The following is a 13,552-nucleotide window of genomic DNA, read 5'->3' as shown; positions in this document are numbered from 1 at the left end:
ATGCATCTCGATTGTTGCCATTAGAGATCTCCCTCGTAATACATAGTCCCATTCGGACGGCCTTGGAAGCCGAGCTTGGAAAGCACCTTCGAGAGCCTCCCGGTCTGTTCAATCACCGGCGTGGTTTCCACTCGGATGCTTGTCGCTCCCTCTGTGCGTGCCGCATCTTGGAGCCGTGACCAGGCGCGTGGCCCCAATCTACCCAGCCCTTTCGCACTTCCGAGGTAGTCGACCTTCACAAGAGCACGACCATCCTTGACGCGGAGAGTTCCCTGTATCTCCGCATCGGTACCGTCGAACCCAAAGTCGGACTGAGTCAAAGTGCGAGAGATCGTCACCCCTCCTTTTTCCGGCTTCTTCGGCGGCTCTGCCGCGGCAACCGGAGGAGGCTTGGGGGGCTCTTTCGCACCGCCGCCTACCCCCCCGACGACCGTGGTCGGCGGCGGTGGCGGCGGCGCCGCGGTATCCTGGAGGTTGTCCTCGGGGATGGGGAACGACTCGGGAGGCTTGGGTATGTTCCCACTCGCAGCAGCATCAACGATCACGTAGCCCGCGTAGCCTATGGATCCTAGAACGAACGCACCCCCAAGGATTAACTCTCCAGCCGGTGTCGGCTCGGCGAGCGCGACGGCGGTGACCCAAGCGAGGAACTTCTTCGTCGCGTCATCCAAGGTCCCGGTCGGATCAACGAGAACGACAGGGTTGTTGGACACGTACGTGTATAGGCTCAGGTTGGCCGGGCGGTAAGCGCCACCGTTGAGCTTCCCAGCCATGTAGCTCGCCAGCACCGGATCCGGGCTGAGCCACACCCCGAGCCGCGGCTCGTAGCTGCGCGCCCCGTAGTGGTACAGCCCGGTCGACAGGTCGAGCTCCTTCCCGTTGAACAGGTACGGCTGCCTGTTCTGCACGCTCCCGTCCGCCTGATCAGCCCACAGCTCTCCGCTCGGCAGGTACTCCGCGTGCTGGCTCAGCGCCTGGTCCTCATCGGTGATGTACTGCGTGCTCCCGAGGTGATCCGGGTGGTAGTAGAGCACCGGCGGCTCCCGGAAGAAGTCCGCGTCGATCTTGCTCGCGATCCGCGTCTCCCCCGCGAAGATGTGCTTCGTCGGAAACTCCCCGTTCCGCAGCACCAGGTGCTGGTCGACGTACGCCGTCTCCTCCTCGCCCGCGACCCCGTGCCGGTGCACCCGCCGCTCCCCCGCGCCGTCGTACAGCGCCCGCGACATCTCCTGCCGGTTCTCCTGCACCGACACCAGCCGACCGTCGTCGTCCCACTCCATCCTTCGCTGCGAGGTCGTCCGGTACTTCCATTCGACCTGGTTGCCGCTCGCATCGTAGAGCAGCTCCCGCAGCCGCGGCGACGACTCCGCCACCACGTACTCGTCCACCTCGGTCGGTGCGTGCGGCCGCGGTCCCGTATACCGGTACTCGTTGCGGTACGTCCTCTCCCGGATCGGGTCTTGCTGCTTCCACCCCCTCGCGCCATCCGGCACGTACCGCGCCACCTCCTGGCCCTTCTCGGTCACGTTCCCGATGGCGTCGTACGAAAGCCTCAGCGTGTACTGCAGCTGCGCGTCCCTCCGCTCCTGGTAGCTCCCCGACGCCTCCTTCAGCTGATTCAGGTCGTCGTACCGGAACCGCTGCTGCGTCGCCGCCACCATCACGCTGCCGCCGAGGCTCTCGTCCAGCGGCACCTCGTTGCTCAGCTCCAGCACGTTCCCGACGAGGTCGTACCGGTACCGCAGCCGCTGGAACGGCCTCGCCGGCCTCCCCAGGCTCCGCATCCGCGCGTCCTGGTGGTCCGCGTTCACCTCCTCCAGCCGCCTCGTCGACTCGTCGTACCGGTACCTCGTCTCGACCCCGTTGCCCGCCACGACACGCACCCGCTGCCCGAACTCGTCGTACCCGATGTGCCTCAGGTACTCCGTCCTCCTCGGCTCGTCCGGGTGCTGCGGATTCGCCCGCTGGTTCTCTCCGACCGCCGAGTCCACCAGCCCCCCATGGTCGTACCCGTACCGCACCACCTCCTCCCCCGACCCGGGGAAGACCATCTCCTGCATTCGCCCCAGCGCGTCGAATACGTACCGCATCGTGGCCCGGTACGGCCCCCGGTGCGGCTCCCGCAATCTCGGGAACTCCGTCGTCAGCTCAGCCACGTTGCCGAACCCGTCGTACCGGAAGCTCCGCTTCCCCGCCGCGCTCGTCTCCTCCACCAGCCGCCCCGCGCGGTTGCCCGACGCATCGCCCCCGTGCTCCGGCCCGCCGTACGTGTAGACCACGTCCTGCGTCACCGGATAGTCGATCTTCTTCAGCCGGTTGAAGTCATACTCGTACCGGATCAGCTGCCCTCCCCGCGCCGCGAGCTCCGCCGTCTGCTTCGCCCGCACGTTCCCGACCAGGTCATACCGCCACTCGGTCCTACCCGCATCCGGGCTCACCAGCTCCACCATGCGGCCCGCCGTGTCGTACGCCGCCTCCGTCACGTTCCCCCGCGCGTCCGTCACCCGCAACAGCTCCCCGAGCGGGTTGTGCGCGTACCGCGTCACGATCTGCCGCTCCACCTCCTCGATCCGGTTGAACTCCTCCACCGCCGCGATCCGCCCGCCCACGTCCCGGTACGTATTCCGCACCTTGCCGTTCGCGTCGATCACCATCTCCTGGAACAACAGCCGCCCCTCGAACGCCGCCAGCCCGTGCTCGGTCGCCGTCCTCGCGTACCCGTCCGGCGCGTTCGTATCCGGCGTCTCGACCAGCCTCGTCCGCGACAGCACGTCGTGCCGCAGCCGCGTCCCTCGCACCATCTCGACCGCCACGAAGCTCGTCTCCGGCTCCGCGCTGAACACCGGCTGCCCCTGCTCCTCCACACGCCCGAGCGCATCGAACGCCACCGCGCCGCTGACCGTCATCCCGAGCTCGGCGCCCGCGCCCGTGTCGCGCTCGTGGTCCTTCTTGGTCTGGAACACCCGTCCCAGCCCATCCGCGAACGTCACCGTCACGATCGGGTCGCCCGCGTGCTCCTCATCCTTGTGGCTCGTCTTCGCCCACGCCGGCAGCGCCGCCGTCTGGTCGGCCCTGAGCGCGTACGTGAACCCGACCGTCGGCTCACCCGCTTCCGCGAGCTCCTCATCGCTCCACACCTTGCTCGGCTCGCATCCCGCCGGCACCGCGCCCTCGCCGTCTCCGGCGAGGTCGCTCGGCCCCCACACCGCGCTCAGCCGCCCGAACTCGTCGTACCGGTGCACCATCGTGTGCCCGTTGACGTCCGTCTCCTGCGCCACGGTGCCGTACAGGAAGTTGGGCACGCTGTTCGAGCGGTACGCGAAGCTGTCGCTCACACACGTGCGGAAGTTGTGCGTCACCTCGTCGTAACGGTAGGTCAACGTGTAGCTGTTCGGATCGATCGACGTTTCGAGGTTGCCGACGTCATCGAACTCGAACTGCCACGTGGCCTCCGCGTCCACGTTCGGCGTCCCCCCCGGCCGCTTGCCCCCGGTGATCACGTCCGTCACCGTCCGCGGCGCCCGCGTCCCCGGCCAGTACGTCGCCGTCCGCTTGCGCAGCACGCGGCCCGCCGCATCCATCGTCTCGATGAGCTCCGGCTTCACCACGTATTCGGCGCCCGGCTCCGTGTACACCACGCGCTGCACCACGTCGTCCGCGTCCGTCTCCTCCTCGCCGTAGGCGCGCAGCCCAACCAGATTGCCGAGCTCGTCGAAATCCCGCGTCTCTCGCGTGCGCTTGTGCGGCGCCCCCGGATCGTCCGTCGTCCCCTCGTACAACGCGCTCCGCCGCGCCGTCTCCTTCGGAAAGAACCACCCCTCCTCCGGCGGCGCCGCGTAGTCGCGCTCCTCCACCGTGTACAGCAGTCCCTCCCCGTCGCGCAGCGTCGACCGTGCCACAAACCCGCGGCGGTAGACGTCGTGGTTCACGTACTCGACGTCCTGCATCGACATCGCCGTCGCGCCGTCCTCACCCAGCGCCGTCGTCGTCACGCGCCCGTATCCGAGCTCGACCCGCTCGTCCCGGTCGTACACCCCGTCCGCGTGGGTCTCGATGCTCGTCCGGTACGTATGCACCCCGTGCACCCCCGGCAGCCCCGCCATGCCGTCGTGTACGGTCACCTCGCTCAGCACCCACTGGCTCGACGGCATGTCCACCTGCGGCGCTCTATCCACCGCCTCCAGCCCCCCTTCGCTCGGCACCACCAGGTTCCCCTCGCGCCGGTAGTCGAGCACCACGCTCCCTCCGAGCGGCCGGTTCACCTGCCTCAGCAGGTTCGCCTTGCCGATCGCGTTCACCCGCGCGTACACCGCCGCGTCCCCGTCCCGCTTGAGCACGTGGTCCGCGAGCCCGTCGCCGTCGATGTCCTCGATCCCGAGGTGCGATGAGCCGCTCCCCTCCGAGTAGAACCCCGTCCCGCCGACGCAGATGAAGTAACACACCTCGACCTTGAAGCTCCCCTCGTAGCTCTCCGATCTCCGGAACCCCAGCGCGTCGCCGCTGCCCATGAACGCGTAGTCCGGCGGGTCGATCTCGACGCCCCACGCGCCCGCGGGCCACCGCTCCTCCGCCCCGAAGGAGCTGCCGAGGTTGACCTGCACCCGGAAGAAGTCCTCCTCCGGCGCCTTCATCACCTTGTCCGGCAGCCCGTCGCCGTTCACGTCCGCGAAGTCCACCACCGTCCGCGCCGTCGTGTACGTGTACCCGGCGCCGGCCGCCGCGAAGGTCACGTCCAGGCCCGGCCCGACGCTGTTCGCCCCGGTGTCCTCGAGCCGCACCGCGTCCACCCCGGCCGCGTCCGTGAACGCTCCCAGGATCCCGCGCAGCGTGTCGCGCAGCTCTCCTGCATCGAAGTCGCCCTTCTCGAACCGTTCCCGCTCCACCTCCACCGGCGCGGTGAACCGATGTCCCAGGTTGAACGCCACCCGCATCGCCCCGCTCTCGGGCTCCTGCGTCACGTGGTCGACCAGTCCATCGCCGTTGAGGTCGACCAGATCCACGTGTGTGGCGGACACGCCGTACGTGGTCCCCGCGCTGAACAGCGCGTGGATATACCCCCTGGTGCCGCCGTCGCTTGCGGTCTTGGAGACGATCCGGTACTCGCTGTCCACGCTGACCGACGCGCCTCCTTGCAGCCGGATCGTGCGGTGCTCGATCCGCCGCAGCGCCTCCGGCAGCGACCAGCTGTCGCGCGGCCCGAACCCTCGCCCGGTATTCAGCGCCGCGCCCTCGCGCGTCACGCTATCCGGCAGCCGGTCACCGTTGATGTCGATGAGATCCCGATCAGACGTGGTGCTGCCGAAGCTGTACCCCGCCCCCAGCGACCCGAGGTTGGCGGCGACCTGCGCGTTCCACGTCTCCGCGCTGCGCAGGCTCCCGCGCTGCGCGCCGCCTCCCCGCGCCATCGTGCCCGCGATCGACGGCATGACCGCGCTGCTGCCGACGAACGCCTCCGACGCCGCCGCGCCCCACACCGGCGCGTCGCCGGACGGCAGCGGCACCGCCAGCGTGAACCCGCGCTCCGGGTCGCGCGTCGGGAACACGATGTCCGCCTCCGAGAACGTGCGATCGCCGCTGGTGAAGCCCACCGACCAGCCGCGGAACCCGCCCGCCATCGGATCCTGCGGCGCGCCGTCGATCACCGCCTCGGCCGCGGGATCGCGCTCGAGGATGCTCACCGGCACCTCCTCGCCGTCGACATTCACGCGCGCGAAGGCGCCGTCCATCGCCTCCTTTGCGAAGAGCGCGACGTAGATCGGCTCGCCGGCCTGCACCTCCAGATCGACGGCCAGCGCGTATCCGGTCCCAGCGCTGCTCGCGGCGAGGTATCCCTGCTTGTGCAGCAGCCGGTGCACGCCCTGCACGAGCAGCGTCACCGGCTCGCCGAACGAGCGGGTCCCCGGCACGAACAGCGACCCTTCGAGCCTCACCGTCCCCGTGCTCGGCGCCATCCAGGGCGACCTGCGCGTGCCCGGCTGCCACCTCACCACCGGCATGGGCACATAGGCCTGCTGCACGATCAGCGACGGCGGCAGCGGCACGTCCTCCGGACCGTCGTTGTCCAGCGTGCACCCGGCCTTGCCGCTCGGCTGCACACCACACGTCACCCGCCCTCGCCGCGGCGCGCCCGTCGCCCGGTCGACGCGGGTGTACTCCTCGTACCGGACCACCGGGCTCCAGGAGATCCGCGCCGGGTCGTCCGGCACATCCGCTCTCACCCGGAACCGGATACGGTCGCCCGCGACCACCGGGATCGCGTCAGGCAAGAATGCGCCGAGCCCCAGGCTCCCCGCTTCCGCGCCCACACGCTGGGGCGCGAGCAGCGTCTCCGTCGCGCCGTTGCGCTCCCGAACGATGTCCACCGACAGCTCATCGCTGGTCGACGCCTTCGTCAGGTCGCCCTCGATCCGCACGCTGCCGTCCGCAGGCGCCACCCACGGAACGTCAGGCCTCCCTGCGAGCCGGTGATCCTGGCCGTAGTCGAACCGATGGATCGGCGCCCCGTCCGGCCCGACCTGCGCGAGCCGCTCCTCGCTGACCTCGTACACAATCGACGGGCTCCACGACAGGAGGTCCGACGTCGTGTCCACCGCCGCCTCGGGATCGATCCCGGGCGACGCGCTCACCCGCACGTAGATCCGATCGCCCGCTGCGACATGGGTCTTCAGCGGCTCGCCGCCGCACCCTTCTGCGCCGATGGCGCAGGGCGCCACGTCCTCCGGCCCCAGCACCTCGCTGAACAGCGGGTCTTCCCCGCCGCTCCGCACGATCTCCACCCGCACCCCGTCGCCGCCTGCCGCCTGCTTCTGCAGCACGCCCCCGATGCGGATGTCTCCCTCGAACGGCGCGATCCAGCGCAGGAGCGGATCGGCAGGATGGAAGTCCCTGCGCGCCGCCTGCGCCAGGTCGGGCCTCCCCGAAGGCACGCCGCTCGCAGCGAGCTGGCCCCACGGCCGCTTTTCGCCGAATCGACCGCGCCGGTCGTTGATCGCGGCGTACACCGTGCCGAGCGCGCCGTCCGACACCAGATCGGGGTAGCCGTCGCCGTTGATGTCCGTGACGATCTGCTCATCCTCCGTCGTGCTCCGCGTGTAGTTCACCGAGCCGCTCAGGATCGCGACGTTCAGCCCCGCGTCCACGCTCCACCCCGAGCGGTCTGTCCTGCCGAGATCGTCCCGGGACAACCCGGGCACACTCGCCGCCGCCAGATGGCTCTGCGGCGCCGCCCGGAGCAAGTTCACCTTGACGTCGCCGCCGTCGTCGAGGAAGTCGGGCATCCCGTCGCCGTTGAGATCGAACACGCTCCTGCGAACCGACTCGTCTCCGGAGAAGCCTCCTCCCCCGACGGTGAGCGAGAACATCCCCAGTCCCACGCCGACCGACGCGCTTCCGCCCCCGGTCGAGTCCTCCGTGTGCGACAGGCCGCCTGAGGTCTTCATGTTCCCCCACGCCTCGGCCGCTCGGGCGAACGCCCCCATCTCTCCGGACGCGGTGCGCGGCGCGCCGAAGTAGTCGAACGTGTGGCGGTACAGCTCCTCGCCGAGCGCCACCTGCCCGCCTTCCTGCCGCGCGCCTCGGCCATGGAACGCGATCGCCTTGAGGAGGCGCTTCCCGAACTCGCCCTCCTCGTACTCCAGCGCGTAGCTGCGGATCACGACGTCGCCGAACCGCACGTCCACCCGCGCGAGTTGCTCGCTGGTCTGCTCCAGGAAGCCCGGCCTGCCGCTGAGCGCGACGTCGCGCCGTCCGCCCTCGGACACGAAGTCCACCGCATAGGCCGCGCCGATCCCCCGCGACGGATTGGCCGTGTACTCGATGCGCTCCGGGTGCACCTCGATGCGCGGCGGCGGCCCCTCTGCGACGTCCCGATCGTAATGGACCCGCATCTGGTTGCCGAACGTGTCCCGCACCTCTTCCAGGTACCAGCGGAACACGTTGCGCGGCCGGTCCACGTCCGGCTCGTCGAGCCGCGCGTCCGCGCCGCGACCGTAGACGTAGGTCGTCCCGTCCTTGGTCGTGACCTCCCAGAAATAGCTGTCCGCCCCCGCGCCCCGGCGCACGATCCGGTCGAACCGCCCCTCCACGCGCCGCCGGAAGAGGCATGGGTCGACGCACGTGTCCTCGACCTGCACCAGCTCGCTCCCGTCGAGCAGGTAACGCGGCGCCTCGCCTGCCGCGTACGTGGGCACACCGAAGCGCGTGTCGATCTCGACGCTCGACAGCCTGAGGTCCCAGCCCACGCCGAGCCACCCGTTGCGATGCTCGCTGTCGTAATCGATCGAGATTTCCGGCTGGATCCCGTTCCGCCCCGGCGGGACCACGATCGGGTGGCTCAAGCGCGCGGCGCCGGTCGACAGCGCCTCCGGCGGCGCGATCAACGTCACCCCAGCGAACGGGCTCGCGAGCGCGAGACCCTTGATGCTGTTCGGATCGAAGCTGCGCGTGCCCGGCGAGTCCGGCATCGCCAGCGTCGCATTGATGAAATCGGTGAAATGATCGGTCAGGCTCGCCAGCTTGCCCTTCGCCGCCTCGCCGTCTCTCGCGACGCGCTGCCACTGCCCGAGCGCCTCGTCGTAATAGAAGCCCGCCACGTGCTGCGCTGTCATCCCGGGCGGAATCGCGCGCTCGTCATAAGGCAGCGTCAACTTCACCGGCTTCCTGAACCTGAGCCCGTGCGGCCCGAGCCGGTACGCCTTGCCTCCGGGCGTGACGTTGACCATCGCGCGCCCCATCGGCCGCACCTCGCCTTGGTCGAGCGGCCGGATCGTGATCCGCACCGGCTCTTCCACGGCGCCTTTCGGGATCTCCAGCGCGGCCCCCTCGAACGAGAGCACCCGGGCCTCCTCAGGCCGCACGATCTCGCCATACGGCGCGCCCACGTCCTCCACCGGCGGCGCCTCGACACCGGGTCCGATCACCACGCGCCCGCCGCCATCGCGAGGTAGCCGCAAGGGCATCGCCAGAGACGCGACCCCGCCTCCGGGAGGCTGCGCCGGAAGCAGGCCGGGCTCCGGAGGCCCCGCGAGCGCGAGGCCCTCATGGCCACGCCCGAGGAGCAGCACGACACCGCAGAACACTGCGAGACGAATCAACCAACCCACCCGCCGCATAGAGAGACCTCTCGCGAAATGATTCTTTGAAGGCGCGCAGGCTGCTCCATCGAAAGCCGCGACGTCAACACCATTGCAAGGGACGAGCGACCTCCGCTCGCGATCGGCGGCGACCCGTCGAGTCCGCGCAGTGCGACGGCCGGGCGGCGGAAGACGCAGAGAATCGCTGCGGTTCTACTCCCATCCTCCCTGCCCGACTCCCCATGCCCCGGTACATCCATGTCCGGCACAGCAATCTTTCGACGTCAAACCAACTTGACATCGTATCTCTATGAGCGACCATCGCACGCTTCCGCTGCACCAGGAGGGAACTCATGCCCCCGACACGAACCGCGAACAGCAAGCCTCTACTCGCATCGTCCAGGAAGAAGGCGCCGGTCTCCAAGACCAAGCGCCCGTCCACCCCGCCCGTCGACCCCACCAGCGACGAGGCGCTCCTCGCGCTGGACTCTACCTGCGCGGTCAGCCCCGACATGCCCACTTCGGTCGCCGAGCGCGAGCTCGCGTCCCTCGCGCGCCTCGCTCAGGCGCAGCAAGCGCGGCTGTCCAGGATCGGCATCACCGCCGACAAGGTCGACCTCCTCGCCCGCTTCGCGCGGCGCCTCGGCGCCCTCGAGAAGGCCTGGCAGAAGGCGCGCGGCGCCGTGAAGCTCACGTCCGCTCAGCGCAAGCTCCGCGAGGAGGCCGAGGCGCTCGATGCCAAGCTCGTCGCCGGCGGCCGCTGGGGGTGCCGCAAGGATGCGTCGGCCCAGCAGGAGCTCTCGCGCATCGCCGAGGGCTCAGGTCTCGCCGATACCATCCAGGACCTGCGCGATCTCGTCGCCTTCTGGTCCGAGCACGAGGCGGATCTCGGCGTCACCGACATCACCACGAAGGATCTCCGGCGCGCTGACGCGCTCGCCGACGCGCTCGAAGACGCCGCTGCCAACGAGGCCTCGGACGCGGACGCCGCGCGCGCGCTCGAGCTCCGCAACCGCTGCTTCTGGGCCGCCGACGAGCTCGCCAAGGACGTTCGGGAGGGCGGCCGTTATGCCTTCCGAGACCAGCCCAAGATCGCCGCCAAGTTCGTCTCGCGCCACCGGATGAGCATCAAACGGCGATCCCGCAAGAAAACCATTGCCGCCGAGTCGGCCGCCGCCCCGGAGCTGGGCCCGGTAGAATGACGTCTCCAGCGCGGCCCGATCCTCCCGCTCCCGCGCCCGATCCTCCCGCTCCCGCGCCCGATCCTCCCGCTCCCGCGCCCGATCCTCCCGCTCCCGCGCCCGATCCTCCCGCTCCCGCGCCCGATCCTCCCGCTCCCGCGCCCGATCCTCGAGCGTGCTAGAAGCGCCGCGTGCACTTCACCCTCTCCCACGAGCTCGACGCCCCCCTCGACGCCGTCGAGCTCGCCGTGCTCTCGCCGGAGCTCGGCCCGCGGCTGGCCAGCAAGGTCCCTTTGCTCGAGAGCATCGTCACGGTCGAGCACGCGCTCCGCGGCGGTGAGCTCCTCCGCGTCCTGCGCTTCCAGGCGAGCGCGCCGCTGCCGATCTTCAAGGGCTACCCCATCACGAGGGACGCCATGTCCTGGGAGGAGCGCTCGACCTATCGCCTCGCCGATCACAGCTCCACGTGGCAGGTCACCCCGAAGGAGCAGTGGCGCAGCTACTTCCGCGCCGAGGGCACCTACCGGCTCGATCGGCTGCCGGACGGGCGCACGCGGCGCCGCGTCGACGGCGACATCCAGATCCGGCTGCGCGTCCTCGGCCCCCTCGTCGAGCGCCTCGCCGTCGCCGAGGTCCAGAGGACGTACGACGCCGAAGCGGATACGCTCCGGGAGCTCGTCACCCCATGAACGACCTACCCCGCCCCGCGCGCCCCGCCGCCGTCCGCTCCGCCGCCGCTCGCCCCGCCGCCGCCGCGCTCCTCGCCCTGTGCGCCCTCGCCGGCGCGAGCGCCGCCCACGCCGCGCCGCCCGACGGCCCCTCGCAGCCGATCCCCGACCCGGGCAAGGCGGTCGCCAGCGGCGACGACAGCTCCGCGATCGCGGTGAACCCCGCGAACCTCGCCTTCCTCCCGGGCTCGGAGCTCCGGTGGACCTGGGTCTCGACCGGCTCGGCGTCGCCGCTGCCCGCGCGCGGCCACTCGATCGCGCTCGCCCTCCCCCTCTGGCTCGTGTCGACCGGCCTCCGCCTCGACTTCGTCGACCCGCCCGCCGCCGCACCGGCGCCGTTCGACAGCCCCTCGCGCTGGATCCGCTGGGGCCTCGCGCTCCAGACCGGGCCGACGTTCGCCTTCGGCACCACGCTCGGCTGGGGCAGCTCCGATGCGCCCGCGCTCGACGACCACTTCTCGCTCACCAGCGGCATCACCCTCCGGCCCTACACCTGGCTCTCCCTCGCCGCGGTCGCGCGCGACTGGAACCGGCCCGAGAGCCGCCTGCGCGAGGCCATCGAGCGCAGCTACGACCTCGGCATCGCCGTCCGACCCGTCGACGGCCGGCGCGCGCTCGAGCTCGGCCTCGAGGCGTCCTACACCGAGGGCGACGCCGCCGCCGAGGCCGGCGCCTGGGTGCCGCGCGCCACGCTCGCGCTGCAGGTGCCCTACGTCGGCACGCTCCGCGGCGACGTCAGCCTCCGCGACCTCGCCGTGGACGGCGGCCCGCACGTCGCCGCCATGGCCGGCCTCGACATCAACCTCGACGAGACGCAGCTCTCGGCCGGCGGCGTCTTCGGCGACGCCCTCACCAGGAGCGGCGCCGGCTTCTACGCCGGCGCCGCGATCCGCGGCTTCCGCGAGCCGGGCGTCCGCATGCCGGCGCGCGTCGTCAAGATCCGCCTCGACTCGACCCCGGGCGTCCGCAGGCACACGCGCTTCCTGCAGCAGCTCTGGCGCCTCGCCGACGACCCCGAGGTCTCCGGGGTCGCGCTCGTGCTCCGCGCCGAGCCGGCGAGCTCCCTCGCCCACGCCGAGGAGGTCGGCGACGCGATCCGCAACCTCCGGCGCCGCGGCAAGAAGGTCCTCTGCCACCTCGAGGACGCCGGCGGGCGCTCGCTCCACGTCTGCTCGCAGGCGGACGCCATCGCCATGAACCCCGCCGGCGGCCTGCGCTTCTCCGGCATCTCGTCGAGCTACTTCTACTTCGGCGGCCTGCTCAAGAAGCTCGGCGTCCAGGCCGACTTCGTCCGCATCGGCGCGCACAAGCTCGCCGCCGAGCAGTTCGCGCGCGAGGGCAGCACGCAGATCGGCAAGGACGACCACCAGGACCTCGTCGATCAGCTGAGCGCCGGCTTCCTCGCCGACGTGAGCGCCGGGCGCCGCATCCCGGTCGACGAGCTCAAGCGGCGGATCGCGCGCGGCCCGTTCCTCGCCCAGGAGGCGAAGCAGAACCAGCTCGTCGACTACCTCGCCTACGACGACGAGCTCGGCCGCGTCGTCGACGAGGTCATGGGGCGCCCCTCCCGCCTCGGCGAGGACGACCCGGGCGACAGCGCGCCGGAGCGCTGGGGCCGCGCGCCCAAGATCGCGCTCGTCTACCTCGACGGCGACATGATCGACGGCGAGAGCCAGTCGATCCCGCTGCTCGGGGTCAAGCTCGCCGGCTCGTACACGGTCGCGAACGCGCTGCGCCGCGCGCGCGAGGACGGCAGCGTCCGCGCCGTCGTGCTCCGCGTCCAGACCGGCGGCGGCTCGTCGCTCGCCGCCGACGTCATCCTCCGCGAGGCGATCCTCACCGCGCGCGTGAAGCCGCTCGTCGTCTCCATGGGCTCGCAGGCCGCGAGCGGCGGCTACTACGCCTCCGTCGCCGGCAGCCCCATCTTCGCGAACCGCTCCACGGTCACCGGCTCCATCGGCATCTTCTACGGCAAGGTCGACGTCGCGGGCCTGCTCGAGAAGCTCGGCGTGCAGGTGGAGACGTTCCGCACGACGCCCCGCGCCGACGCCGAGTCGCTCTACCGGCCGTTCACCGACGACGAGCGCGCCGAGCTCGGCGTCGTCGTCAAGCGGCTCTACGACCGCTTCATTGGCCGCGTCGCCGAGGGCCGGCGCATGCGGCCCGAGGACGTCGACGCCATCGCCCGCGGGCGCGTGTGGACCGGCGCCCAGGCCCTCGAGCGCCGGCTCGTCGACCGCATCGGCGGGCTCCGCGACGCGCTCGCCGAGGCGCGCCGGCTCGGCCAGCTGTCCGACGACGCGCCGATCCTGTCGCTCCCCGAGGAGGACACCTCGCTGCTCGGCATGGTCCTCGGCCTGGCCGGCGTCTCGGCCGGCCGCGAGGGCGAGCTCGCCCGCGCGACCATCCCGCCCGTCCTGCTCGACGCCGCGCGCGCCCTCACGCCGTTCCTCGTGTTCGGCGCGGACAAGCCGCTCGCGCGCAGCGAGCTCGCCGGCGAGATCTCGTTCGGCGCCCCCGTCTCCACCCGCGAGGACGAGCCCTCCGGCCCCGCGCCCGGGGAGCCCTGAGC

The 13,552-nt window shown here is 70.9% G+C and carries 4 protein-coding genes; 3 read left to right on the top strand and 1 reads right to left on the bottom strand.

Translation table 11 applies throughout. The annotated features are described in order from the left end of the window. Positions 1–20: 20 nt before the first annotated feature. The gene (locus WMF43_RS46665; RefSeq protein ID WP_437675227.1) at positions 21–8,918 is read right to left on the bottom strand and encodes a SpvB/TcaC N-terminal domain-containing protein; all 8,898 of its coding nucleotides are present in this window, start codon (positions 8,916–8,918) and stop codon (positions 21–23) included. Positions 8,919–9,424: 506 nt separating this feature from the next. On the opposite strand from WMF43_RS46665, the gene WMF43_RS46660 reads away from it, so the two are divergent. The 3 genes from WMF43_RS46660 to sppA all read left to right on the top strand — a co-directional run bounded on the left by WMF43_RS46660 (position 9,425) and on the right by sppA (position 13,550). Continuing rightward, complete coding sequence (locus WMF43_RS46660; RefSeq protein WP_437675226.1) at positions 9,425–10,273, top strand: hypothetical protein; 849 nt, start codon at positions 9,425–9,427, stop codon at positions 10,271–10,273. A gap of 170 nt (positions 10,274–10,443) precedes the next feature. After that, a complete protein-coding gene (locus WMF43_RS46655; RefSeq protein ID WP_437675224.1) occupies positions 10,444–10,941 on the top strand; it encodes a DUF2505 family protein in 498 nt (165 codons plus the stop codon). Continuing rightward, entirely contained in the window at positions 10,938–13,550 is a 2,613-nt protein-coding gene (gene sppA, locus WMF43_RS46650; protein WP_437675222.1) for a signal peptide peptidase SppA, read from the top strand. The genes WMF43_RS46655 and sppA overlap by 4 nt, the downstream gene beginning before the upstream one ends. Positions 13,551–13,552 lie beyond the last annotated feature (2 nt).

It is taken from the genome of Sorangium sp. So ce131 (assembly GCF_051519095.1).
In the GTDB taxonomy this organism is placed as follows: Bacteria; Myxococcota_A; Polyangia; order Polyangiales; family Polyangiaceae; genus Sorangium.
The sequence above is the reverse complement of the archived record's forward strand: the minus strand, read 5'-3'. Positions and strand labels throughout refer to the sequence as shown.